Annotated in this window: 23 protein-coding genes; 15 read left to right on the top strand and 8 right to left on the bottom strand. The window is 33.2% G+C overall.

The genetic code is table 11. From position 1 onward, the window contains the following. Positions 1 to 34 precede the first annotated feature (34 nt). The 5 genes from fsa (at position 35) to IE051_RS03380 (ending at position 5,102) form a co-directional block, all read left to right on the top strand. Positions 35 to 691 (top strand): fructose-6-phosphate aldolase, encoded by a 657-nt coding sequence (fsa, locus tag IE051_RS03400; protein ID WP_189359348.1) that lies wholly within the window; start codon positions 35 to 37, stop codon positions 689 to 691. Positions 692 to 990: 299 nt separating this feature from the next. After that, entirely contained in the window at positions 991 to 1,983 is a 993-nt protein-coding gene (locus IE051_RS03395) for a Kelch repeat-containing protein (protein ID WP_229796712.1), read from the top strand. Positions 1,984 to 2,250: 267 nt separating this feature from the next. After that, a complete protein-coding gene (gene kduI, locus IE051_RS03390; RefSeq protein WP_189359347.1) occupies positions 2,251 to 3,093 on the top strand; it encodes a 5-dehydro-4-deoxy-D-glucuronate isomerase in 843 nt (280 codons plus the stop codon). Positions 3,094 to 3,096: 3 nt separating this feature from the next. Further along, the gene (locus IE051_RS03385; RefSeq protein ID WP_189359346.1) at positions 3,097 to 3,891 is read left to right on the top strand and encodes a gluconate 5-dehydrogenase; all 795 of its coding nucleotides are present in this window, start codon (positions 3,097 to 3,099) and stop codon (positions 3,889 to 3,891) included. Between the two features lie 35 nt (positions 3,892 to 3,926). Then, positions 3,927 to 5,102, top strand: a complete 1,176-nt coding sequence (locus tag IE051_RS03380) for a BT3233 family polysaccharide utilization protein (RefSeq protein WP_189359345.1) — start codon at positions 3,927 to 3,929, stop codon at positions 5,100 to 5,102. 249 nt (positions 5,103 to 5,351) lie between these two features. On the opposite strand, the gene IE051_RS03375 is transcribed toward IE051_RS03380, so the two are convergent. Further along, on the bottom strand, positions 5,352 to 8,672 hold the full coding sequence (locus tag IE051_RS03375) for a DUF5107 domain-containing protein (protein ID WP_189359344.1): 3,321 nt from the start codon (positions 8,670 to 8,672) through the stop codon (positions 5,352 to 5,354). A 157-nt stretch (positions 8,673 to 8,829) separates the two neighbouring features. On the opposite strand from IE051_RS03375, the gene IE051_RS03370 reads away from it, so the two are divergent. The 3 genes from IE051_RS03370 to IE051_RS03360 all read left to right on the top strand — a co-directional run bounded on the left by IE051_RS03370 (position 8,830) and on the right by IE051_RS03360 (position 11,967). Continuing rightward, positions 8,830 to 10,122, top strand: coding sequence for a hypothetical protein (locus IE051_RS03370; RefSeq protein ID WP_189359343.1), 1,293 nt, complete (start codon positions 8,830 to 8,832; stop codon positions 10,120 to 10,122). 287 nt (positions 10,123 to 10,409) lie between these two features. Continuing rightward, a complete protein-coding gene (locus IE051_RS03365) occupies positions 10,410 to 11,210 on the top strand; it encodes a glycosyltransferase family 2 protein (protein ID WP_189359342.1) in 801 nt (266 codons plus the stop codon). Continuing rightward, entirely contained in the window at positions 11,200 to 11,967 is a 768-nt protein-coding gene (locus IE051_RS03360; RefSeq protein WP_229796710.1) for a lipopolysaccharide kinase InaA family protein, read from the top strand. The genes IE051_RS03365 and IE051_RS03360 overlap by 11 nt, the downstream gene beginning before the upstream one ends. Here the strand turns inward: IE051_RS03360 and IE051_RS18560 are convergent. Beyond that, the gene (locus IE051_RS18560) at positions 11,964 to 13,850 is read right to left on the bottom strand and encodes a glycosyltransferase (protein ID WP_229796709.1); all 1,887 of its coding nucleotides are present in this window, start codon (positions 13,848 to 13,850) and stop codon (positions 11,964 to 11,966) included. The genes IE051_RS03360 and IE051_RS18560 overlap by 4 nt on opposite strands. After that, positions 13,851 to 14,666 carry a 2,3,4,5-tetrahydropyridine-2,6-dicarboxylate N-succinyltransferase gene (locus IE051_RS03345; RefSeq protein WP_189359341.1) on the bottom strand — a complete coding sequence of 272 codons (816 nt, stop codon included), beginning with the start codon at positions 14,664 to 14,666 and terminating at the stop codon, positions 13,851 to 13,853. It lies immediately after the preceding gene. Positions 14,667 to 14,993: 327 nt separating this feature from the next. On the opposite strand from IE051_RS03345, the gene IE051_RS03340 reads away from it, so the two are divergent. From IE051_RS03340 to IE051_RS03310, 7 genes are all read left to right on the top strand, one after another. Then, on the top strand, positions 14,994 to 15,275 hold the full coding sequence (locus tag IE051_RS03340; RefSeq protein WP_189359340.1) for a hypothetical protein: 282 nt from the start codon (positions 14,994 to 14,996) through the stop codon (positions 15,273 to 15,275). A 108-nt stretch (positions 15,276 to 15,383) separates the two neighbouring features. Beyond that, positions 15,384 to 15,794 (top strand): Holliday junction resolvase RuvX, encoded by a 411-nt coding sequence (ruvX, locus tag IE051_RS03335; RefSeq protein WP_189359339.1) that lies wholly within the window; start codon positions 15,384 to 15,386, stop codon positions 15,792 to 15,794. Between the two features lie 84 nt (positions 15,795 to 15,878). Further along, entirely contained in the window at positions 15,879 to 16,469 is a 591-nt protein-coding gene (gene def, locus IE051_RS03330; RefSeq protein WP_189359338.1) for a peptide deformylase, read from the top strand. Positions 16,470 to 16,523: 54 nt separating this feature from the next. After that, positions 16,524 to 16,943 (top strand): DUF5606 family protein, encoded by a 420-nt coding sequence (locus IE051_RS03325; protein WP_189359337.1) that lies wholly within the window; start codon positions 16,524 to 16,526, stop codon positions 16,941 to 16,943. A gap of 112 nt (positions 16,944 to 17,055) precedes the next feature. Continuing rightward, entirely contained in the window at positions 17,056 to 17,727 is a 672-nt protein-coding gene (locus tag IE051_RS03320) for a Crp/Fnr family transcriptional regulator (RefSeq protein WP_189359336.1), read from the top strand. A 71-nt stretch (positions 17,728 to 17,798) separates the two neighbouring features. Beyond that, the gene (locus IE051_RS03315) at positions 17,799 to 18,671 is read left to right on the top strand and encodes an anti-sigma factor (RefSeq protein ID WP_189359335.1); all 873 of its coding nucleotides are present in this window, start codon (positions 17,799 to 17,801) and stop codon (positions 18,669 to 18,671) included. Between the two features lie 28 nt (positions 18,672 to 18,699). Next, positions 18,700 to 19,305: a TlpA family protein disulfide reductase gene (locus tag IE051_RS03310; protein ID WP_308427689.1), complete on the top strand. Its 606-nt coding sequence runs from the start codon at positions 18,700 to 18,702 to the stop codon at positions 19,303 to 19,305. On the opposite strand, the gene IE051_RS03305 is transcribed toward IE051_RS03310, so the two are convergent. From IE051_RS03305 to IE051_RS03285, 5 genes are read right to left on the bottom strand one after another with little or no spacing between them, the layout of a single operon-like run. Further along, positions 19,302 to 20,447: a lycopene cyclase family protein gene (locus IE051_RS03305; protein ID WP_189359333.1), complete on the bottom strand. Its 1,146-nt coding sequence runs from the start codon at positions 20,445 to 20,447 to the stop codon at positions 19,302 to 19,304. The two genes, IE051_RS03310 and IE051_RS03305, sit on opposite strands and share 4 nt — an antisense overlap. A gap of 15 nt (positions 20,448 to 20,462) precedes the next feature. Then, a complete protein-coding gene (locus IE051_RS03300) occupies positions 20,463 to 20,912 on the bottom strand; it encodes a sterol desaturase family protein (protein ID WP_189359332.1) in 450 nt (149 codons plus the stop codon). A 9-nt stretch (positions 20,913 to 20,921) separates the two neighbouring features. Beyond that, positions 20,922 to 21,761, bottom strand: coding sequence for a phytoene/squalene synthase family protein (locus IE051_RS03295; protein WP_189359331.1), 840 nt, complete (start codon positions 21,759 to 21,761; stop codon positions 20,922 to 20,924). Positions 21,762 to 21,800: 39 nt separating this feature from the next. Continuing rightward, entirely contained in the window at positions 21,801 to 23,273 is a 1,473-nt protein-coding gene (crtID, locus tag IE051_RS03290; RefSeq protein WP_189359330.1) for a bifunctional phytoene desaturase/3,4-desaturase, read from the bottom strand. 50 nt (positions 23,274 to 23,323) lie between these two features. Beyond that, a complete protein-coding gene (locus IE051_RS03285; RefSeq protein ID WP_189359329.1) occupies positions 23,324 to 24,223 on the bottom strand; it encodes a MerR family transcriptional regulator in 900 nt (299 codons plus the stop codon). Between the last annotated feature and the right edge of the window lie 326 nt (positions 24,224 to 24,549).

The following is a 24,549-nucleotide window of genomic DNA, read 5'->3' as shown; positions in this document are numbered from 1 at the left end:
CATATGACAAATAGAAACAGTAAAAAACGTACAAATGAAATTTTTTATAGATACAGCAAATTTAGAGGATATTGCAGAAGCTCAGGCCTTAGGAGTTTTAGATGGTGTAACCACGAACCCTTCCTTAATGGCTAAAGAGGGTATTACCGGAGCCGATAATATTATAGCCCATTATAAGAAGATATGTGAAATAGTTGAAGGCGATGTAAGTGCTGAGGTTATTTCAACAGATTTTGAAGGTATGGTAAGAGAAGGTGAGGAGTTAGCCGCATTACATCCTCAGATAGTTGTGAAATTACCATTAATAACTGATGGTATTAAGGCGTGCAAGTATTTTTCAGATAAAGGGATACGCACCAATGTGACCTTAGTATTCTCTGCAGGACAAGCCTTATTGGCGGCCAAAGCAGGAGCGACTTATGTATCTCCTTTTTTAGGGAGATTGGATGACATCTCAACAGATGGATTAAATCTGATTGCAGAAATAAGACAGATTTATGATAACTACGGATTTGAAACACAAATTCTTGCAGCTTCTATCCGTCACACCATGCATGTTATAGACTGTGCTAAGTTAGGAAGTGATGTGATGACAGGACCGTTATCATCAATAACAGGCCTATTAAAACACCCGTTAACCGATATTGGTTTAGCTAAGTTTTTAGAAGATTATAAGAAAGGAAATAGCTAAGCGGTTAGTTTCCTTAAAAAAGCAAAAAGCTTCTCTATATTCAAGCACGCTATCTTGAATTTGAGAAGCTTTTTTAATTAACTACAAACTAAACTAACTTAAACTATGTTTTATTCTATATTTTTGAATGACTAAGCTCAGGGATTTTTTATTTTGTAAAAATTTGAGGGTGGTAATATAAATCAGTTTAATGAGCGAGGCTTATTAAAAAAACATATAGTTATGGTAGATATTATAGAAGTCCTTCTAAAAGGAACGTCCATGACATAATACTAATGGTTAAATTTAAAAGACTAATTATGAAATTAATGACAAGTTTTCTTTGTTTTTTGTTGACGTCGCCCATAGTCATGTCACAAACCGAAGTATCTCTAGGCTCATGGGAAACGATAAAAACGATAAATGCACCCTTAGCGAGACATGAATGTAGTTTTGTTAATGTTGGTGATGCATTTTATTTGTTAGGTGGGCGCGGTGTGAAGCCGGTTTCTATTTATGATGTCAAGACGAATACCTGGCGTCAAGGTTCAGAGCCCCCAATTGAAATTCATCATTTTCAGGCAGTTGCTTATAAAGGACAGATTTATATGTTTGGTGCTATGACTGGTAAATATCCCTATGAAACCCCATTACCAAATATTTTAATTTATAATCCGAAAAAGGATATTTGGCGCACAGGGCCTGAAATTCCTGAAGGAAGAAGACGGGGTTCTGCGGGTGTTGTAATACAAAACAAAAAGGCCTATATAGTAAGTGGAATTGTTGATGGGCATAACAGCACCCATGTGCCATGGGTTGATTCTTATGATTTTGAAACAGGTAATTGGGAGGTTTTGGCAGATGCTCCAAGACCAAGAGATCATTTTCACGCAGCCATAAAGAATGGAAAAATATATGCGGTTGGAGGACGAAATTCTTCCTTCGCCACGAAACAAACCTTTGAATTAACGATACCTGAAGTTGATGTTTATAATATAAATACAAATAGTTGGACAACCTTGCCCAAATCACAAAATCTAAATGTGCAAAGAGCAGGAACCTCTTGCGTGTTTTTAGGGAATGATTTAGTGTTAATTGGAGGGGAGAGTAGCAGTCAAAAAGTCGCTCATAATGAGGTAGATGCTTATAATATTGAAACAAAGCTATGGCAACCCTTAAATCACCTAAACAGGGGTAGACATGGATCTCAGGCCATAGTTTATGATGATAAGATATACATTGTTGCTGGAAGTGGTAATCGAGGCGGGAGCCCAGAACTAGTATCGTTAGAAATGTTTGTTATGAATAAATAAATTGTATTAATCGTGCCCGTTTTCTCGAGGCTGATATTCTTAATTATTAAATGTTTTAAACGGATCAAAAACTTTAGGTTTTTCCTGTGGTTTAATCTGTTATTTTGTTATTGTAAGGACTTGGTACAAGCTCGTTATTGTCCAAAATGGTTTTTACGATGGTACTAAATTAGTATAATTTTATAATTTCAATTCAATTAATGTAATCGATTGTATTTATTTTCTATATTTGTTTTTTAATAACGAAAAACATAACACTTATATATTATGAATACGAATTGCGAAGTGCGATATGCGGCTTCTCCCCGAGAAGTAAAACGAATGGACACAACAGAACTTAGAAATGAGTTTTTAGTTGATAATCTTATGGTTAAAGATGATATACATTGGGTATATTCTCATTACGATAGGTATATGGTTGGTGGTGTAGTACCAATTAGCGGTTCAGTAAACCTTGAAACGGTTGATGCTTTAAAAGCAGATTATTTTCTTGAACGTAGAGAGTTAGGGATTATTAATATCGGTGGTACTGGTACAATACTAGTTGATGGTACGGAATATGTTTTAGAACATAAAGAGGCCTTATATCTTGGTCAAGGTAATAAAGCGGTTTCATTTTCAAGTGTATCTTCGGATAGCCCTGCACAGTTTTATTTAAACTCGACGCCGGCACACAAAGCATTCCCTAATAAAAAAATTGGATCTGATGATGTGGAGGTTATTGAATTAGGTTCTCCAGAAACGGCAAATGCACGTACTTTAAGAAAATATATCGTGAACAGTGTGGTTGATGTTTGTCAATTGCAAATGGGCATGACCACAATAAAGCCAGGAAGCTCATGGAATACTATGCCAGCCCACGTTCATGACCGAAGAATGGAGGTTTACTTTTATTTTGAAGTGCCAGAAGATCAAGCGGTTTGTCATTTTATGGGTCAAACTAATGAAACGAGACATATTTGGATGGCTAATAACGAGGCAGTAATTTCTCCACCATGGTCTATTCACTCAGGTTCAGGAACCAGTAGTTATAGCTTTATCTGGGGTATGGCGGGTGAAAACCTGGATTATGGAGATATGGATGTGTGTAATACTAACGAACTAAAATAAATTATGTCTATTAACTTATTTGATTTAACAGGAAAGGTAGCCCTCATAACAGGAGGGACCCATGGTCTAGGTCAGGCTATGGCAATTGGTTTAGGAAAGTCAGGAGCCACTTTAATCATTAATGGGGCGTCTTCTCAGGAAAAATTAGACAACGCCGTTGCAGAATATAAATCACTTGGATTGTCCGCTCATGGGTATCTCTTTGATGTTACTGATGAAGCTCAGGTTATTAAAAATATAACCAATATTGAAAAGGAGGTAGGTGTCATTGATATTCTTGTTAATAATGCAGGCATTATTAAGAGAACGCCACTGGAAGATATGGAAGTAGCTGATTTTGAGCAGGTACTTAAGGTTGATTTAGTGAGTCCATTTATAGTTTCTAAGCATGTTGTAAAAGGCATGATTGCTAGAAAAGAAGGAAAAATTATTAACATTTGTTCTATGATGAGTGAATTAGGACGCAACACCGTTGGCGCTTATGCAGCTGCTAAAGGAGGTTTGAAAATGTTAACCCGAAATATGGCCACTGAATGGGCGAAGCACAATATTCAAATTAATGGTATTGGACCAGGGTATTTTGCCACAAGCCAAACAGCTCCTATTCGCGTAGATGGACATCCATTTAATGATTTTATTGTAGGAAGAACACCTGCAGGAAGATGGGGAGACCCAGATGATCTACAAGGAGCAGCTGTTTTTTTAAGTTCTAAAGCTAGTAATTTTGTGAATGGCCAGATAATTTATGTTGATGGGGGTATTTTAGCGACTATCGGCAAGCCGTCAAATGAAGACTAATCAAAGTTTGAAATAATAATTAATCTATTATAATAATGAAAATCTTAAATATAATAGTTGTTGTTTTAACAATAACATTTTTATCTAGTTGCGCCCAGAAAAAACAAGAAAAGGTTCTTATAGTTAATAATACGCTTAACATGAATAGAACCTTTGAAACCTTGGAGCTTTCAAAAGATTTTTTGAAAGTAACGGATTTATCAATAGTTGGTATTTTAGATATAGAAACCAATGAGTTACAAATCACGCAACTTATTGATGCGGATGAAGATGGTATAATGGATCAATTATTGTTTCAACCTAATTTAGGTCCTAATTCAGAAAAAAAGTACCAGATTATAGAAATATCGGCCGAAGAAAGACCAAAGGAAGAAATCTATTGTTATTCACGTTTTGTACCAGAGCGAACTGATGACTATGCTTGGGAAAATGATAGAGTAGCCTTTAGAACCTACGGTCCAAATGCGCAATATCGTTTTGAAAATAAGCTTGAAGAGGGGACTCTATCAAGTGGAATTGATGCTTGGCTTAAACGTGTAGATTATTTGATTATAGATAAATGGTACAAGGAATATACTGAGAAGACAGGGACTTATCATGAGGACACCGGCGAGGGCTTAGACAATTTTCATGTTGGCAAAAGTAGAGGTGTGGGTGGTATTACCTATAAAAATGACACTACATATCATGTTTCTAAAAACTTCATTACTTGGCGGACTATTACAACAGGACCTATAAGAACCAGCTTTGTTTTAGATTATGCTGAATGGGATGCCGGAGGAAAATTAATAAAAGATTCTAAATTGATTAGTTTAGACCGTGGTAACAACTTATCAAAATTTGAAATTACTTTAGAAGGTGGTGTTGATAAGATTTCTGCTGGTTTAACGCTTCATGATAAGAAGGGTGAAGTCTCTGGAAGTAACACTAACAATTGGGTGAGTTATTGGGAAGACCTTGATGATTCTGAAATAGGAACAGGCATTGTTACAACATCTGATTATTTTGAAAGTTATGAAAGGTATGATTCTGAAGTTAAAGATTGGAGTAATGCATTTCTAAATTTAAAAGTAAAAGATAATAAAGTAGTTTATTACTCAGGTTTCGGTTGGATGAAGAGCGGGCAATTTAATGACAATGCACAATGGAAAACGTATTTAAATCATTTTTCAGAACGCATAAATAATCCTCTGGAAATGGTATTAGAATAGGGTTTGTTTCTGAAGTTTTTTAAGACTATCATAATGGGGATGCTATACGTTTTGTGTCTACTTTATTAAAAGCACCATATGTAAGCCATTCCAAAATGAATTATTCTTGAAATGTGAAATTAGATGGTTACATCAGAAATAATACACGTCTGATTTCCAGGTGCTTATTTTTAAGCGAATACGCTTTTTTAAATATGTTGAAGGCCTATTAGAGTTCTATATAAAGATCTAGGACTCTAATAGCTTTTATTAATTATAGTTTATCATAACCTTGGCCCATAGATTGTTCTTATAGGTATCTAAGGCCATTTTAAATTGTGCTTCTGCCTCGTTTGTTTTTTTTAAACCCTTATATCCTAGAGCCTCTAAGTAATACGCATAAGACATGGCTTTTTTATTAGTTGCAGAGGCTTCTTCGACCGCAACAAGCGTGTTATCAGTACCTTTTTCACGATAAGCTTTACTTTTTTCTATTAAAGTGTTAAAGAAATCATTTGCTTTTTGGGTATCACCTAATTTTTTATAGGCCTCTCCCTGAAAATACAACAAATCATACATACCTCTCCCGTTCTTTGAATTTACACTGTTTTGATAACTAATCTTTGCTTTTTTCTTGTTTTTCATTTTACTATACACTTCACCTTTAAAGTAATGAATCATGGCATTTTTCTCGTCATGAGTAGGTTTACCGACTTCTAAATTTTCAGGATATTCCATGGCAGCGTTTAAATACTGAATAGCTTCATCATATTTTTTTTCTTCTGCTAATTTCAAAGCTTTAAGTGTATTTGAATTGACATAATGCCAATAGGTTTCTCTCCCACCTTCCCAAGTTCTAAAATGGTGTTCAGATAAAAAGTTTAAGGCTTTATCATATGATGCGTCTAAATTGTATAATTCTACCAGTGTTTTAGGGGCTTGAACATCTTGTTTTACAACCTCCATATTGTTCTCCAAAATGGCAAGGCATTTTTTATAATCAGCATCAGATTCGTCATAATATTTAGACAATTCAGAGAACCAGAGCGGGGTTTTATTATTTAGGGCTATGGCTTTTGAGATATAGTCTATAGCTTGTTGCATATCATTTTCATTGTGATAGGCAGCAAAAGCCAAATTTCTCCAAACCATAGGAATATCATTACTTAATTCGCCGGCTTTTTTCCATGCATTTATAGCTTCTTTCTTCCTTTGGTCATAAAGCAGGTTGCCCATTAAATAATAATATCTGGCATTTTCCGAATCTAATCTCATGGCATTTTTTAAGACATATTCTGTTTCTTCTCGATATGGGAAACAATAGTCTAATGATAAACTGTTGGCCATGTTGAGAACATTTAATGCCGTAACATCATCATTAGATTGTGTGTAAAAATAGGAGAGGTAATAATGAACGAGTGGGTTCTTAACGTCTTCTACTGCGGTTAATAATTGAATACCATCTTCAAATAATCCTGCGTTCATATAATTGATAGCAATTTCTAAGTAATTGTTGTCTATGTTTTGCATGTTTTTATGCCACTGTTCTAAAGAAGCGCCCTCATCCAATAAGCTTTTTTCGTATAAGGCAGCAAAATTAAGTGGATCGTATTCCAAGAATGAATCTATTAACTGTTCGGCCTGTTCAGTTTGTTTTGATTTTCTTAAGAGGGCACTATAGAGTATTGTAATTCTTCCATCTTGAGTGTTGGTTGAATAAGCATCTTTAATGTAATCTAGCGCTTTTTTGTAATCACCATTAAGGCTTTCTAATTGCGCTAATTGATAATTTCCAGCTGAAAACCATTGGTAATACCACGTTGCTCTAGCCAAATTTTTATAGGCTTCTTTTTGATGGCCTAGGCCTCTATAGGCAAGACCTTTATAATAGTATAGTTCGCCCTCTTTTGGTTGGTGATATTTTATTTTTAATTTATCAGACGCCGTTTGTAGGTATTTAAGAGCATCTTCATATCGTGTTTGATTCACTCTCCTGATGCCAAGTGCAATATTTGTTCTTACATCATTGGGGGAGATTTCAAGCGCTTTTAAATAATAATCATCAGGATTTTTCCCAGGACGATTAAATTGCTCAACAAAACGTCCTGTTAGGTATAAATCCTCTACAGAATTAATTGCCTCTGCTGGTTTAACTCTTTCTTGAGTTTCTGGTAATTCTGGATGCTGTGGTTTATAGGGTATATAAGATATAAGCTCTTTTCCTTCTTGATCAAAAAGTTGAATATTTAAATTATATTCATCAAGGTCTTTTTTTCCTTTATAGGTTGCCGTAAAAGGTTTTGCAGGATCAATATTAATATTGTCTTTAACTAAAACTTGACCAGAATAGGATAATACATATGTGGCTCCTTTAAATTGTTGTGTTGTATTAAATCCGTAGAAAACAGTTTTGGAATTTCGCATTTGTAAGGTCACCGAGGCATCAATATTTGAATTTTTTACAATCTCTAAATCCCGAATAGGATACCAGTAATTTTTGGCATGTTTCACTGAATGCGGTAAAATCCAACTATAATCTGGTTGATTGTTAGAAAATGTACCTGTCATAAGTTCAACATAGGCTTTCCCATCATCTGTTAATTTACGTCTTGCGTTTTGACCTTGTAACCCAGGACCAAATTGCCATAATTTTGAGGCATTATTTTTATATGGATCTCCAACGTGAACTGTACCCGCATTGACGCCATAGTCATATCCGCCAATAAAGCCTTCTTCTACATCCCACATAAAAAATGAAACTGGATTGGGGTGGTTTTTCCACCAAGTAAGGTCTACGTCTTTTTTATAACTTGTTCTACCGTAACGCTCTGTTTCATTGGAAAGCGGCCATTTTATAAAACTATTGTTATTGTGAAAAACACCAATCTCTTGGCTAGGTGGCCAAAAGGTTCTGAAATCTTCATTGGCGGTTATGGCAACATTGGCCCAAAATAAAAATGCCTTGGTTTTAGTACTTGTATTATTTAGTCGATAATCAACTTCAATATATGATTTCCCTGGGTGTAACGTCATTCCAACAATACCTCTTGCCCTAATTGTTTTTTCAGTTTCACCTATCCAAATAGTCGCACTGCCATCTTCATTATTAATTAACCTATAGTCGCTAGGTAACATGGTGGTTGTTCTGTGATGATGCGGGAAACACCATTCAATACCTCCGGAAACCCAAGCACCAAGGGTGCCTATTAAATCAGGTTTGATTACACTGTTAGTATGAAACATTTCATGTCCATTTGTTTTGTCAATGGCAGAAAACAAGCGTCCACCAAAAGCAGGTAACACTTTTATTTTAACATATTCATTTTCTAAATACACCATGTCATAGGATTCATCAGAAAGTGTACTGCCTAAATTGGTTTGTGAAGGGTAAGGGTAAACACGACCTTGAGCACCTTGCACACTTCTACCGGTATAAAACATTGGACTTACTTCATTATCGCCTGGTTTATATGTAGGAATGACCTCAGTGCCTTCATAAATTTTCACCTGTGCATGAATAACAGCTGGAAAAAAAAACGTTAAAAAAATAAAGCCCAAAAAAGAACGAAATGAAGGAAAGTGTGATTTCATTGGTTTAAGTTTAAGTGTTCGTCGGTGTTATAAAAATAGGGAAAGCAGATTTAACTATATATTTTCAATCTGAGTTACCTTTTTAAATTTAGTTGTATTATCAAAATATTACATTTAACTTGCTGTGCAAAGTCTGTACAAAGTTTGGATAGTTTAAATGATTGAGCGAGAATACTTAAAATATTGTCTTGATGCCATTGAGAAAAAATTAGATTGGAAACCATCAAGTAATTGGACAGAATCTGACTTTAAAAGACTTGCTAACATCATTTCTGAAGAATCCAATATTTCCATTAGCTCGCATACGCTTAAGCGCTTATATGGCAAATTAGCCTATAAAGCGTATTATAATCCACAAATAGCTACAAAAGATGCCTTAGTGAAGTTTTTAGGATATAGCGATTGGCAAAGTTTTGTTATTACCAAGAAACAGCAGGATAACACTAGTGTTAGCCAAGAATATAAGGTAGCCCAAAAGAATTCAGTTAAATGGTATTATGTGCTATTAGGGGCCTTGTTTTTGTTAACTGTCATGGTTGTTTTTCAATCGCAAAAGGATTATGGCAGTAAAAATGCCAACGATTTTTATAAATTTAAAGTCATTGATTCTATTGGCACTGTGCCCTTCACCATTAGAGTTGATTATAATCTATCGAAGTTTAATTCTGATAGTAGTCAAATAGATTTTGGAGTGAATCACCCCATTAGGGGCCGTCAAATTGTAATTGCAGATACCAGCAGGTACATTCATAATTTTACATATCAAATACCTGGTTATTATGATATAGAATTATTAAGGAGTTCAGAGGTTATAGCTTCAAAAAGAATTCTTGCGAAGTCTAAAGGATGGAATAGTTATTTTCTTTCCGAAGCCAATAAAGATGCGTATTGGATTGATAACGAGATTAAGCATAAGGATTCAAGTGGACATCTTTATTTTTCACCTAAACTTTTAAAACAACAGGGTTTTGATACAAACTCTGTGTATTATATCACAAACAGATTGTATAAGAATTTTGATATAGATGGAGATAATTTTGAATTGTTAACCCGTTTTAAAAATTCTAATAACCTTGGAGGTATAACATGTTATGATTTTATCTTAAGATTGATTTGTGCTAATAATTTTAACTATTTGAAATTAATGGAAGCGGGGTGTTCTCAATTTTCAGGAATAAAAATAGGAGATAAAGTTTTTGAAGGTACCTATGAGGATTTATCTTCTTTTTCATTTGATAAAAATCGTTGGAACATACTGCGTTTAGCAGTAAAAAACAATAAGGTTAAAATAATTATTAATGATAAATTGATATATGAGTTTCAATATGAAGCATCTAATGGTCAAATTCTAGGATTGGAACAGGTTTTTAAGGGGTCTGGTAGTATAGATTATATTTATATTAAAGACTTGAATACTAATAAAGAGTTTGTTGAACATTTTAATCTTTAAAAGCGTAATTTGTAATTTTATATTTGCTTATTTTTATTGAAAGAAGTGTTTATAGTATTTAGTTAAATTACAGTTTTTGTTATCTTGCTTTAGTATATGATTCATAAATTATGAAGAGAAAATTAAGGCAATTGATATTTTTAATAAACGATTCTGATCTTACGGTAATATATGTATAAATCACTGTTTATAAATCTGTTAGTCTTGAGTAGTATTACATTTCATTTTAGGCATACTATTATATTGTTCGGGGTGTTTATTGACCCACTTATAGACCAAGGGAAGGCATGACATTAAAAACTTCTTTGATAATTTCTACGTATAACTGGCCAGAGGCACTAGAATTGGTTTTACAAAGTGTTGCCAAACAAAAGGTGCTTCCGTATGAAATAATTGTTGCCGATGACGGTTCTACAAATACTACTGAAGCTGTAATAAAGGATTTTCAAGAATGTCTCTCTGTCCCATTAATACATGTTTGGCATGCCGATAATGGCTTTAAAAAGGCAGTAATTTTGAATAAAGCTATCGCTCTAGCAATTGGGGAGTATATTATTCAAACCGATGGCGATTGTATTTTACATCCCTCTTTCGTGAAAGACCATATTGAATTTGCAGAGAAGAATACGTATCTTTTTGGCAGTCGAGTAAATATTCAAAAAAACTATTTACAGAAATTATTTAGTAGGAAGCAAGTTTGTTTTTCGGTTTTTTCATCCGGCATCAAAAAGCGAACGCGGGCTTTACATTGTACTCCGATGAGTAAATTGTATAAAAAAACACCAGTCTTTTCAAAAAAGTTTCGTGGTTGTAATGTTTCTTTTTACAAAAATGACTTTATTGCAGTGAATGGCTATAATGAAGATTTTGAAGGCTGGGGAAAGGAAGATTCAGAATTAGCCAGACGTTTTCATAATTATGGTTTAGAAGGAAGAAGGTTAAGATATAGGGCTATCATTTATCACATATTTCATCTAGAAAAATCTTTAGAACGCTTTGAATTAAATAGTAATTTGGAAGATACCACGATTAAACAGCATTTAATTTGGTGTACCAACGGCATAAACAAACATCTAAGTGAAAAGTAATCATATCATACATCCAGACTTCAAGTCTGATGCATCCTTTTTTGATGATATCATTCATAATTTTGATTCTAAAGGCGAAAACTTTGGAAATCAAGATAGGAATTCTTTAAAATTATTTGAGTTAAGAAAGAATACCATTAATGTAAAGTCTTTTAGAATACCTCATTTAGTAAATAAAATCGTTTATAGGTTTTTCAGAAAGAGTAAAGCGCAACGCTCTTATGAGTATGCAAATAAGTTGTTAGCGATGAATGTGGGGACCCCACAACCAATAGGTTATTATGAATTTAAATCGCTGTTCTTATTTAATAAAAGTTATTATATAAGTGAACAGTTGGATTGTGATTTAACTTATAGAGAATTAGTTGATGATTTGAATTATCCGAATCATGAAGCGATTCTTAGGGCATTTACTAGATTTACATACCAATTGCATGAAAAGGGTATTTTGTTTTTAGATCATTCTGTTGGAAATACGCTTATTAAACTAAACAATGGAGATTATCAGTTCTTTTTGGTAGATCTTAATAGAATGGAATTTAGGACTTTGGATTTTGAAACGCGAATTAAAAACTTTGCACGTTTAACAATTCAGGAATCTATAGTTGCCGTGATGAGTGATGAATACGCTAAATGCTCAGGTGAGGATTATAATAGGATCTACAACTTGATGTGGAGCGAAACTATGGCTTTTCAAGATGATTTTTATAGAAGGCAAAGACTAAAAAGGCGGTTTAAGTTCTGGAAGAAGAATTAGGTTTTATTTAATAACCTATTAAGTTCTATGTATCTGTAATAAACGCCATAAGCGCTTAATTTGCATATCATAAAACCTTCTTTCCCATCAAGAATACCTAATCTGAAAATATAATTTAGTATAAATTTATACGAAGGTCTAATAATGAAATGGAAGGGGTTAGGTCTAACGCCTTCGTCTAAAAGTTCCATAGCTTTTAGTTTAGCATAGTGCTCCATTTTTGATTTATAATGTTCGTAGCTTTCAAAACAATAATGAGGCATTGTACATTTAAGAAGTTTGCTTTTTCCCAAAATTTCGGGTACTTCATGAACAATTCTTTCTTCTATATATCTAACAGATTCTTTTTTATAAACGCGGTAAGTTTCATCGGTTTGAAATCCGCTAAAGCGAATTCTTTTATCCTTAAAATAGTATAGCCTTTTAATCAGAAACGCATCATAATCAGCACGCTTGTTGATTTCAGCTATGATTTCATGCCTTAAGTTTTTAGGAATACGTTCGTCAGCATCTATGAATACAATCCATTCAAATTGAGCTTTATCAATAGCAAAATTCCTTTGGTCAGCAAAATTTGTAAACTGTCGGCAAATGGTTTTTACATGATCGAATTGTTTAAGTTTTTCTAAAGTACCATCTGTACTATATGAATCAACTACAATTATTTCGTCAGCAAAACTTAAATCTGTTATGACCTTTTCAATATGTTTTACCTCATTAAACGTGATTATTAAGGCTGAAATTTTCGCTGTCTGTGTTTTAGTAGGATGTGATGCAATAAAATGGTTTTTATCGGTATTTAATATATTTTTATTTATGATATGTCCAGCTGAAGTGTTTTTCAAAAAATTCACTAATTTATCCTTAAAAAAAACAGGTTTAAACTCTTTGTAAAGGTTTAAAGACTCCTCTTTATATGTTTTTTCAGGTTCCGTATAAATTTCAGGTTTGTAGTCTCTTAAATGCACGCTCACATTATTTTTATTTTCAAATAAATTCCAAGTGGCTTTGTCTATCCATGGAGAGAAAATGGAAAATGTTTTTACATGCAATGCTTTTGCCATATTTACAGCACCTCCTTCATTGCCAATAAGGGCATTGCAGTGTTGAACAATCCCAAGAAATTCACGAAGACTATTTCCAAACACATTCATTAGAATGTTTTTTTGTGTTTTAGGACGACATAAATTATAAATAGAGAAAGCGTCTTCTTTTTGTTTTGGCAGGTAATTAAAAAGAATTTGGCAACTAGGTTTCTCTATAACAATAGTATCAATTACCGATGCCATATAGCTAAAAGGGTAGGTTTTGTTCTCACTACTTCCTAGAACGCCTATCATGTAAAGAGGCTTTGATAGGTCAATATTTTGATTAAGTAAATAAGCCTTGCCTTTTAACAATTCGTCTTCAGTTAAATATATTTTAGGACTGATATCTTTAGCATGGATACCTAAAGGTTTTAATAAATCTAATCTATGCTGGATAGCTAAATTATCTGTGGTACTATGCGTTTCAAGTCTTTTTACATTGTGGTGATATAAAAATGTAGAATATGATTTATAGTAGGATATTTTTGTTTTTGCTTTTGAAAACGAACTAATTAAAAAACTGGATAGTTTTGAGTAAATGTCTATCACTACATCATATTCTGAACGCCTTATTCGTAGTGCAAATTGAACTAGCGCTTTTTTACTTTGTTCTTCTCGTTTGGTGAAAAAAACATAATTATCTATGTAAGGATTGTTTTGTACAACAGGAAAGGTATGCTCATTTATCAAATAATCTAATTGAGCATTTGGGTATTTTTGACGAAGCGCTTCAAACAGAATACTGCTTGTAAGCACATCGCCAATCATTTTTTGTTGTATAACAAGGATTTTCATTTACACAGCTACATCATGTTCACGTAGGGCATCGTTAAGTGATGTTTTTTTGTTTGTACTTTCTTTACGTTTACCAATAATTAACGCACAGGGTACATTAAAGCTTCCAGAAGGGAATTCTTTGGTATAACTTCCAGGAATAACCACCGAACGGGCAGGAACAATACCTTTATATTCTAAGGGAGTTTCTCCGGTAACATCAATGATTTTAGTACTCATGGTTAAAGTAACTCCAGCACCTAATACAGCTTCTGTTTCCACACGAACACCTTCGACAACAATACATCTACTACCAATAAAGGCATTATCTTCTATAATTACAGGAGCAGCTTGCAATGGTTCAAGTACACCACCAATTCCAACACCTCCAGATAAATGAACATTTTTACCTATTTGAGCACAGCTTCCAACCGTTGCCCAAGTATCTACCATGGTTCCTTCGTCAACATATGCACCAATATTTACATAACTAGGCATTAAAATAGTTCCGCTTGATATATACGCACCATGCCTAGCAACAGCATGTGGTACAACTCTAATTCCTTTTTCAGCGTATCCTGTTTTTAAAGGAATTTTATCATGAAATTCAAGTGGACCACATTCAATAGTTTCCATTTTTTGAATAGGGAAATATAGAACAACTCCTTTTTTTACCCATTCATTAACCTGCCAACCACCTTCAATAGGTTCTGCAACTCTTAGTTCGCCTTTATCTAATAGATCTATAACCTTTCTTATTGCTGCGATTGTTTTTTCTTCTGTCAATAAAGCTCTGTTATCCCAAGCCTTCTCTATGATTTGTTGTAATTCAGTCATTGATTTAAAATTTTGAACAAATATACTAGCTATCATTTAAAAAATGAGATGAAATGAACATAATATTAAGTCCTTTTATTTGAAGAATGAGTAATTCTTAAGAAGTTTTTGATAGGGTAGAAATGGCATTTAATCTTTTTATCATGATACATGTTAGATGTATGACTTAAAACATGGTCTTTAAACGATAAAATAGGTTATTGTAACCATTCGTCGACAAAATAGAGTTACTGCTCTACTAATCGAAAATTCATGGTTTACAACTATTTTTTTGCAGATGAGCTTCATGCTGAATATATATTTGCGTCATCAAACAATTATAAAACAATGAAATCAAATTTTCTTTTAATCCTAGTTTTTATTCTAACATGCACAGTGGTTAGTGCTCAAGAGACTGAGTTAAATAAAAAGGACACGCCCTCTAACAATAGTTCTATAAATACTCAAGATGAAAACACGGTTAATGAAATAAAATTGATAGACGCAGCAGAATTGAAATCAAGTATTTCAAAATCTTGTAGTGACATTAGAATCTATTTAAATTTAAAAAGAAATGCAGGAAATATTAGTTTTGTTTTTCCTAAAATAAATAAAGTAATAAAAGCTTAAAAGTAATAATATTCGAAACTTTAATAATTGAGGTTAAATCACTAAGAAAGGCTTCCCTAAATGGGTGGCCTTTCTGGTTTTAATTCTATTTTTGCAATAAAATAATTGATGGCACGTATATTAGCAATAGATTTTGGAACCAAAAGAACAGGGCTTGCCGTAACAGATGAGTTGCAAATTATTGCATCTGGTTTAACAACTGTGGATACTAAAGAATTGTTGCCATTTTTGCGAAATTATCTCAAAAATGAGAACGTGGAATTGTTTTTAGTAGGCGAACCTAAACAAATGAATAATACGGCTTCAGAAAGCGAAGCACATATACAACCTTTTATTAGTAAGCTGACAAAGGTTTTTCCTCATATTCCTGTGCAGCGTGTTGATGAACGTTTTACTTCAAAGATGGCATTTCAAACTATGATTGATAGTGGCCTAAAGAAAAAAAAGCGAAGAGATAAGGCTTTAATTGATGAGATAAGTGCTACTTTGATTTTACAGAGCTATTTGTATTCTAAATAGATTAATTCTTTAAGAAATACTTAGAGAAAGTATTATCATAAATAATAAGAATTGTACTTTTGCAAAACTAATTTGTAGCACAGTATGATTTTACCAATAGTAGCTTATGGCGATCCAGTATTAAAAAAGAAAAGCAAAGATATTTCTAAAGATTATCCCAAATTTGATGTTTTATTAGAAAATATGTTTGAAACCATGTACAACGCATCTGGCGTTGGATTGGCTGCGCCACAAATAGGTTTGGCTATTAGACTATTTTTAGTAGATACCTCACCTTTTGCTGAAGATCAAGACTTAACTGAAGCTGAACAAAAAGCTTTGGGTACATTTAAGCGTGTATTTATCAATGCTCAAATTATTGAGGAGGATGGAGATGAATGGGTTTTTAATGAAGGCTGTTTAAGTATACCAGATGTTAGAGAAGATGTTTTTAGAAAACCTAAGATTACGGTATCGTATCTAGATGAAAATTTTGAGGCTCATACCGAATCATTTGATGGACTTATAGCACGTGTTATTCAACATGAATATGATCATATTGAAGGGGTTTTATTTACTGATAAATTGTCTAGTTTTAAGAAACGATTAATTAAAAGTAGACTTACAAATATTTCTAAAGGTAAAGTAGATGTTGATTATAGAATGCGTTTCCCTAATCAAAAAAAGAAACGATAATATTTGCAGGGCATTAATAAACAGATGATATTTGCGCTTTTCAAAAAATAATATATGAGTTTAGATAAAGTAATTTCAATTTCAGGTAAGCCAGGGTTATATAAATTAATAACTCAAACACGTGGGGGTTTTGTAGCAGAATCTCTTCTAGATAACAAACGTATCTCTGTTAGTGTGCAGAATAATGTTAGCGTGTTAAGTGAAATTGCCATTTATACTTTAACAGAAGAAGTGCCATTAAAAAAGGTCTTTGCTAATATTAAAACAAAGGAAAACGGAGGATTGACATCTGTAAAACCAAAAGACGGTAAAGATAAATTGGAAGAGTATTTCTTTGATGTATTGCCAGATTATGATGAAGATCGCGTATATGCAAGTGATATTAAAAAAGTTATTCAATGGTATAATTTACTACAACAGCATGATATGTTAGACGCCTTAATTGATGAGGATCAACAAGATGAAGAAGAATAAATAGTTAATAAGATAAAAAATAAGCCTCCATATATTGGAGGTTTTTTTTGGTCTTTAGGTAAGTAATTAAGGTGTTTGTCGACCTAATACTTGCTAACACTATTAATATAACATGAAATCATTGTGGTTTTTTGATGACGTAAACCTTTTCAATTTGTTGTGTCCGCATAAATTCAAAGCTTATAAAGCAGTTCATGATTTTGATGCTTACAGGAAGAAAGACTATATATATTTTGAAGAGGACTCTGCAAATAAAGTATACCTTATAGAGAAAGGAAAAGTAAAAATTGGCTATTATAATGAGGATGGCGATGAGGTAGTAAAGGCTATTTTATCTAGAGGAGAATTGTTTGGAGAAACCGCCATTTTAGGTGAAAATAAAAGAGAAGAATTTGCACAATCCATAGATAATGCCACCAGTATTTGTCCTGTAGGAGTGGATACTATGCATGAGTTAATGCGTAATAATAAGACCTTTAGCTTAAAAATATATAAGGTCATTGGTTTTAGGTTAAGGAAATTAGAAAGACGCCTACAGCTGCTGTTATTTAAAGATGCTAGAACACGTCTTGTGGAGTTTCTAGATGAATTATGTTCTGATTATGGATATGACTGTGATAAAACTGGCGATAAAGTGATTCAACACCCTTATACGCAAAAGGATATTGCATCCTTAATAGGCACTTCTAGGCCTACTTTAAACATCCTCTTGAATGAATTAAAAGAGGAAAATATTATTGAATTTAATAGAAAAGAGATTCGAATTTGTAAAAAAATAGCCTAGTGTTAGCTAGCTAACATTTCACGTTTTTATTCTGGTATATTTTTGAAGTATTAAAATATAAAAGACATACCATGATTAAAAAAATGATTTTAGTAGCACTGACCTTGAGTTTTTGTGCTACCTCGTGCAGTAGTGATGATGATAATACACCTTCAACTGCAACTTTAAGTTTAAATTTAGAAGGATTAGAGGCTTTAGGAAGTAATTACGTCTATGAGGGCTGGATTATAGTAGATGGGGCTCCGGTTTCAACGGGTACGTTTTCCTCAATAGATTTTCCTCAATCTTTTAACGTTGATGCCGCTCAGTTAGAAGCAGCAACAACCTTTGTGTTATCCATTGAACCGGCTGGTGAAACGGGAGCTGAGGCTTTAGCGCCGGCAGACACTAAAGTGTTATCTGGTGATTTTTCAGGACGTACAGCCAATGTGAGTACCGGCATAGTTGGTGATTTTAGTATGGCCGCAGGAGCATTCTTTTTAAGAACACCCACTGATGAAACAGGAATGAATAACGGTAATGATCATTATGGTGTTTGGTTTGGCACTCCAGGAGCCCCGCCAACACCCAATTTTGATTTACCAACATTATCTCCTGGCTGGGCTTATGAAGGTTGGGTTGTAGGTGAAAATGGACCAATTACAACGGGAACGTTTCAGGTCTTTAATACCGCTGATAATTTTGATGGTTTTAGTGAAACATTGCAACCTGGACCTCCTGTTCCTGGAGAGGACTTTTTTATAAATGCCCCTTCCGGTGAAGTATTCCCTTTGGATATTAGAGGCAGAACAGTAGTTATTTCAGTTGAACCTGTACCAGATGATTCGCCATTGCCTTTTGCAATGAAACCATTAGTAGGCACAGCAGGTCAAGAAACAGCGCCTGCAACTCATGATTTTGGTAAAAATTTAGCCTCATTACCTACAGGTATTGTTTCTAGATAGTACACATATTATTTATTACATTTAGAGCATGATTTTGAACCAGAAATCATGCACTATTTTATTTATGAAAACGAATAAATCAAAACTTAAAAATATTGTCTTTATAATTGTTATTGGTTTATTCATAATACCCCAAACTAGACAACCAATTCAAATTTGGTTAAACAAGGGATTAGCTCAGTTTAGTCCGAGAACAATTGCCCCGACAAATCGCGACATTTTAACAAATTATAATTGGTATTTAAAGGACAACCAAGACCATAAGTTTAATTTTAAAACAATGAAAGGTAAAATTGTTTTGGTGAATTTCTGGGCCACTTGGTGTCCTCCATGTATTGCTGAAATGCCAAGCCTTGAAAAACTTTATAATGCCTATAAAGATAAGATTGAATTCGTTTTTGTTTCCAATGAAGAAAAAGCAAACATTGCACATTTTCTAAAGGAAAAAAATTATAGCTTTAAGGTGTTTCAGCCCGTTTCTCAATATCCAGATACCTTTGATGTAAGCAGCATACCCAGAACATTTTTAATTGATACAAAAGGACACATAGTAATTGATAAAACAGGGGCAGCTAACTGGAATAGTAAAACGGTAAGGCAAACTATTGATGCTTTATTGGAAGCGAAAGATTAGAGTGTTTTGAAAAAGGATTTTATAAAACTCCAAGAAAATAAAGACCACATAATTTTCAATTCTTCAATAAAACTCGAGTCTTCATCTAAAAAACGAAACATGGTTTGAATTGTGTTTTTATCATAGAATTGCTGAAATATCCATTCTCCTTTATGATTGTCATCCTTTAAGACTTTAAGAAATATTTTATCATAAAATTGAAATCTTTTTTTGAATAATCCTTTTGACGCTAGTCTATCCGATTTCAAATTTGCTAGAATGATTTTGACTTTTTTTTCAGTATTCTTGAAAGAATAACCGGTAGAACTTTTAACCCAACCACCACCAGTACCTATTTTGGTAACGTATTTTGTGTTGAATTTTTCAAATGAAAAATTAGTCATTGGTATTTGACCTGTTTCTGTTTCAATGACTTGGTAGGTTTCAATTTTAAGAAAATCTTTTATGTAGGCTTTAAGATAATGATCATAGGTGTTTTCATTAACGAGATCACTAGTAAAATAAGTGAATTCTACTAAAGCCTCAGTTTTTGAGAACGGCAAAATATAAGTGAAGGTGGTTTGATTACCATCTTTTAGACGATAGTCCATCATGGTCAACGTCCTTTCGTCAAAGACATCGTCCTCTGTTTTTATTACCCAGCCTTTGAAATGCTGTATGATAGAAATACTATCTTCTAAGTTGAACGAAAAAGCATCTGGAACTCTGCTGTCAAAAACATGAGACGCCGAAAAATGGTAGTTTATCGTTTTAACCACAGGCGTATGCGATTCTTCAAGAGAAATAACCTTATCTCTAATAAAAGTAATGTTTTTACAAGCGTTTAATTTTGCTTTAGCATCCTTATAGAAATCAATAGATTTAATGGATTTGTAGTAATAAGGTTTTAGCTTAAGGTCTATTTTTTTTTGATTCGTGAATACCGATGCGCGCTGCCATGTTTTATGAGTAATTGATTTCCATTGTCCATCATCTTTTTCCCAAAAACTCCAAGTTTTATCATTTGTGTTTTTATTGGAAGGATCAATTAAAGCTATGGTTTTGCTATCAAAAAAATAATCTTCTGCCATTTTCAATGCCAGTTGAAAACCCGCTAGACCATTTCCAATAATTATGTAATCGTAATAGGAAATATTAGACATAAAGTCAATTAAAAACTATTTCTTGAAGTATTTGAAGGGAACGAATAACATACCAAAGCATTCACCGTGATTTTTTCCTAGATGCTTGTGATGCATTTTATGAGCACGTCTTACCCCTTTAGCATACCAATTATTAGCATTTCTGAACAATTTAAATCGTTGGTGTATAAAAATATCATGCACTAAAAAATAAGATAGGCCATAAGCAAAAATACCGAGGCCTATAGGTAAGCCAGGCCAAAAGCTCGTATAGCGCCATAGCAAAAAGAATCCTATGCTTACTACCGCATAGAAAATAAAGAAAGCATCATTTCGCTCAAACCAGCTATCATGGTCTTTGTGGTGATGATCTTTGTGTAAACGCCATAAAAAACCATGCATAATGTACTTATGTGTAAACCATGCCATGAATTCCATAAAGCAATATGTGCCTAAAAAAATGAGTATCCAATAGAGAATGAACATAGTCGAATTTTACATTAAATTTAATTGATATTTTACATAACTACGCATTAAAAGTTCAATTTTTTTAGGGTTAGAAACCCTTATTCTTGAATCTTTTATTTTTAAAGCAGGCGTTTTTTTAAGTTTTTTTAGAAGTTGACTGTAATACCTGTACGCCATAAAAACACCAAATTTAGCTTCAATAGGCAGTTTTTTGATACCACTAAGTCCTTTTTCAAAATCTGCTTCAATATCGTCTATAATATTTTGTTTAGATGATTCATTTAGGTTTTTTAAATCTGTATTGGGAAAATAAGTTCTATTTAACCCTTCATAGTCCGCTTTTAAATCTCTTAAGAAATTTACTTTTTGAAATGCAGAACCTAATGCCATAGCGGTATCTTTCAATTCATTATATTTTTCAGTATTACCTTTAACAAACACTTTTAGGCACATAAGACCAACAACATCTGCCGATCCATAAATATAGGCTTTGTACTCAGCATCAGTAAGGTAGTCCGTTTTGTGTAAATCTAAGCGCATACTTTGCATGAATGCATCTACCAATTCTCGTTCTAAACCATACTTATGAAAGGTGTGTTGAAAAGAATTTAATATCGGGTTTAGGCTTATTCTATTTTTGAGAGCGAGATCTAAGTCTTCTGAAAACCTATTAAATAGGGCCTCCTTGTCGTAATCATGAAAAGAGTCCACAATTTCATCAGCAAAACGGACAAAGCCGTAAATATTATATATATCCCCCCTTATAGAGCTGTAAAGCATTTTTGTTGCCAATGAAAACGAGGTGCTATACGTTTTAGTAACAATTTTACTGCTCTTGTAGGATACTGAATCAAATAAGGACTTCATATTTTGTTTTATTTCTTTTTTAAATTTAGTTAATTAATTTTAAACGGTAACGGTATTATATTTAGAAATTAAATTCGCTGCTAATTTCCCGGAAATTAGAGAGGGGGGAACCCCTGGTCCGGGTACTGTGAGTTGCCCAGTAAAAAACAAATTATCAACCGTTTTGCTTTTTAATTTTGGTCTTAAAAAGGCTGTTTGTAAAAGTGTGTTAGCCATCCCATAAGCGTTTCCTTTATATGAATTATAATCTTCTACAAAGTCCTTGAGACAAAAACTTTCTTTGAACAAAATCTTATCTCTTACAGTTTGAGAAGTTAAGTTTTCAAATCGTGTGATAATCTTGTCAAAATAGGTGGTCCTTAATTCTGGTGTATCTTCTAATCCAGGGGCTAACGGAATTAGAAAAATACCTGCTTCTTTACCCTCTGGGGCTGTGCTAGAATCTGTTTTGCTAGGGAAGCTTGCATAAAACAATGGATTGTCAGGCCATTTTGGCTTATCATAAATGTCTTGCGCATGTAGTTCAAAATCAACATCAAAGAATAAGGTGTGGTGATTAACCTGTTCCAATTTTTTATCAAAACCAACATAAAATAGGAGGGAAGAAGGCGCAAAGGTTTTTTTAGACCAATAACGCTCTGAATATTGGCGATAAGGTTTGTCAAGTAAAGTTTCAGTATGATGGTAATCAGCACCACTTAAAACAATATTAGATAAATATGCCTCACCATTACACACAAGGCCTTTAGCTTCACCGTGTTCAACTATTATTTTTTCTATATTGGCATTGGTCTTAATTTTAACACCAAGCTCTTTAGCTAGGTTTTCCATTGCTAAAATGACTTGATACATACCTTTTTTAGGATGAAAGGTGCCTAGTCCAAAATCAGCATAATTCATAAAGCTATAAAATGAAGGGGTATCGCTAGGTTTAGCACCTAAGAATAACACAGGAAATTCTAGTATCATTACTAACCGCTCATTCTTGAACTCTTTCCGAACATCTTTTTTTATGGTGCTAAAAAATTGATTGATTTTTTTAATGGTTGCTGGTGTAATTAATTCTAAGGGAGACAGTCCTGGGTTGTAAACTAGGTCTTTAATTGCAATATCATAATTACTTTTTGCTTCCTCTATAAACTTTTTTAATTTTATAGAACTCCCTGATTCTTCTTTTTCAAAAGCTTGTATTATTTTTTCGAGCGTATCTTCTATCGTAATAAAATCATTTTTACCGAAATATACACTGTATGCTGGATTTAGTTTTTCAAGTGTGTAATACTCTTCAGGTTTTTTATTAAAGTCGGAAAAAAAACGCTCAAAAACATCAGGCATCCAGTACCAAGTCGGGCCTATATCGAAAGTAAAACCGTCTTTTTTTAATTGTCTGGCTCTGCCTCCAATAGTGTTGTTTTTTTCAAAGATGGTAACGTCATAGCCGTCTTTAGCTAAGTAGCAGGAAGCGGCTAATGAGGAAAAGCCAGATCCTATGATATGCACTGTTTTTTTCATATTATTGAGTAAATAATTTTGACTGGATAACTGCAAACGGATTTAAATTGTTAGATGTGCTCCATCAAATTTTTTATGGATGAATATGTACTAACCTGTTTTGGTAAATCACCTAATTCAATGGTTTCAAGTTGTCTACCAAGAATTTGTAATCTTGTATTAGTATTCTGAAGTAAAAGTTCATTAAAGTCATTAATATATTCGATAAGCTCATCTTTTAGCGGGTATACTGTGAAATAAGAAATGAACGTAACATCCTCAAAAAACTCTAATAAATCAGTTAGACTAGCCATGGGAACACTTTCTCCCAAAAATATGGTATGATAACCTTTACTTCTCAATTGGTAATTGATAAAAAGTAACCCGATATCATGAATTTCATTGTCCGGAAGAAAAAGAACAAACGTTTTAGATTTGGGTTTAGGCTCTAGTAGTTGAAGGCGCTCAATATTAATGAGAAGTTTTTGCTTGATGTGAATAGATAAAAAATGCTCATGGGCAGGTGTTATCGTATCGGTTTGCCACAATAATCCAATTTCGTTTAGTAGTGGGAGAAATACATCGTAGAAAATTTCACTAAAGGTTTTGCTTTCTAATAAGTTGTTATAGGTACTGTAAAATAAGACTTGGTCAAAGTTAATCATGGCCAATTTTAGGGCATTGATAGAATGGTCTTCAATCTTTGCTCTAGAAGCTATTTCCCGCACTTTAATAGGGATTTCTTCCTCCTTTAATTGTGCGATTTTTGAAATTTTTAAACCATTATTATTTAAATAGGAAATATTTAATAGTTTTTGAAAACTGACAAGGCTGTAATTTCTAATGTTAGTATCACTTCTATTTGGAGAGAGTAAATTATAGCGTTTTTCCCATATTCTTATGGTGTGAGCTTTTATACCGGTAAGATTTTCTAAATCCTTAATGCTAAAACTTACTTTTATATTGTTCATGGTTTTGTGAATTATATTAAACAAAAATACGTATAATATTTAAATCCGCAATGTTAATATCCCTAAATGCTTAACTTTACTGTGTTTTACGTCTGATGGGGCTTTTTTTATTGTTTAAACAATATTTAGATATAGTATACGAAATTGTCCTAAAAAGGAACATATTTAGACGTCTGAAATACAATTTTGACTTGTATTTCAATGTGTTACCAAGGAATTGATAAAGCGAACGCTTTTTGAAAAACTACAGCTAATCATGATATAAATAGGGGTTTTATTTAATGACCATATGGCTAATTAATAAACTTAGTTATTAAGGGGGGTAA

The organism is Algibacter mikhailovii, assembly GCF_014651495.1.
GTDB lineage: Bacteria > Bacteroidota > Bacteroidia > Flavobacteriales > Flavobacteriaceae > Algibacter_E > Algibacter_E mikhailovii.
Note: the sequence above shows the minus strand (reverse complement) of the source record. Positions and strands in the feature narration are given on the sequence as shown.

What these genes read in the sequence shown, in the direction of transcription:
- fsa (WP_189359348.1), top strand. Translation starts at nt 35, where the DNA reads ATGAAATTTTTTATAGATACAGCAAATTTAGAGGATATTGCAGAAGCT.
- IE051_RS03395 (WP_229796712.1), top strand. Translation starts at nt 991, where the DNA reads ATGAAATTAATGACAAGTTTTCTTTGTTTTTTGTTGACGTCGCCCATA.
- kduI (WP_189359347.1), top strand. Translation starts at nt 2,251, where the DNA reads ATGAATACGAATTGCGAAGTGCGATATGCGGCTTCTCCCCGAGAAGTA.
- IE051_RS03385 (WP_189359346.1), top strand. Translation starts at nt 3,097, where the DNA reads ATGTCTATTAACTTATTTGATTTAACAGGAAAGGTAGCCCTCATAACA.
- IE051_RS03380 (WP_189359345.1), top strand. Translation starts at nt 3,927, where the DNA reads ATGAAAATCTTAAATATAATAGTTGTTGTTTTAACAATAACATTTTTA.
- IE051_RS03375 (WP_189359344.1), bottom strand. Translation starts at nt 8,672, where the DNA reads ATGAAATCACACTTTCCTTCATTTCGTTCTTTTTTGGGCTTTATTTTT.
- IE051_RS03370 (WP_189359343.1), top strand. Translation starts at nt 8,830, where the DNA reads ATGATTGAGCGAGAATACTTAAAATATTGTCTTGATGCCATTGAGAAA.
- IE051_RS03365 (WP_189359342.1), top strand. Translation starts at nt 10,410, where the DNA reads ATGACATTAAAAACTTCTTTGATAATTTCTACGTATAACTGGCCAGAG.
- IE051_RS18560 (WP_229796709.1), bottom strand. Translation starts at nt 13,850, where the DNA reads ATGAAAATCCTTGTTATACAACAAAAAATGATTGGCGATGTGCTTACA.
- IE051_RS03345 (WP_189359341.1), bottom strand. Translation starts at nt 14,666, where the DNA reads ATGACTGAATTACAACAAATCATAGAGAAGGCTTGGGATAACAGAGCT.
- IE051_RS03340 (WP_189359340.1), top strand. Translation starts at nt 14,994, where the DNA reads ATGAAATCAAATTTTCTTTTAATCCTAGTTTTTATTCTAACATGCACA.
- ruvX (WP_189359339.1), top strand. Translation starts at nt 15,384, where the DNA reads ATGGCACGTATATTAGCAATAGATTTTGGAACCAAAAGAACAGGGCTT.
- def (WP_189359338.1), top strand. Translation starts at nt 15,879, where the DNA reads ATGATTTTACCAATAGTAGCTTATGGCGATCCAGTATTAAAAAAGAAA.
- IE051_RS03325 (WP_189359337.1), top strand. Translation starts at nt 16,524, where the DNA reads ATGAGTTTAGATAAAGTAATTTCAATTTCAGGTAAGCCAGGGTTATAT.
- IE051_RS03320 (WP_189359336.1), top strand. Translation starts at nt 17,056, where the DNA reads ATGAAATCATTGTGGTTTTTTGATGACGTAAACCTTTTCAATTTGTTG.
- IE051_RS03315 (WP_189359335.1), top strand. Translation starts at nt 17,799, where the DNA reads ATGATTAAAAAAATGATTTTAGTAGCACTGACCTTGAGTTTTTGTGCT.
- IE051_RS03310 (WP_308427689.1), top strand. Translation starts at nt 18,700, where the DNA reads ATGATTTTGAACCAGAAATCATGCACTATTTTATTTATGAAAACGAAT.
- IE051_RS03305 (WP_189359333.1), bottom strand. Translation starts at nt 20,447, where the DNA reads ATGTCTAATATTTCCTATTACGATTACATAATTATTGGAAATGGTCTA.
- IE051_RS03300 (WP_189359332.1), bottom strand. Translation starts at nt 20,912, where the DNA reads ATGTTCATTCTCTATTGGATACTCATTTTTTTAGGCACATATTGCTTT.
- IE051_RS03295 (WP_189359331.1), bottom strand. Translation starts at nt 21,761, where the DNA reads ATGAAGTCCTTATTTGATTCAGTATCCTACAAGAGCAGTAAAATTGTT.
- crtID (WP_189359330.1), bottom strand. Translation starts at nt 23,273, where the DNA reads ATGAAAAAAACAGTGCATATCATAGGATCTGGCTTTTCCTCATTAGCC.
- IE051_RS03285 (WP_189359329.1), bottom strand. Translation starts at nt 24,223, where the DNA reads ATGAACAATATAAAAGTAAGTTTTAGCATTAAGGATTTAGAAAATCTT.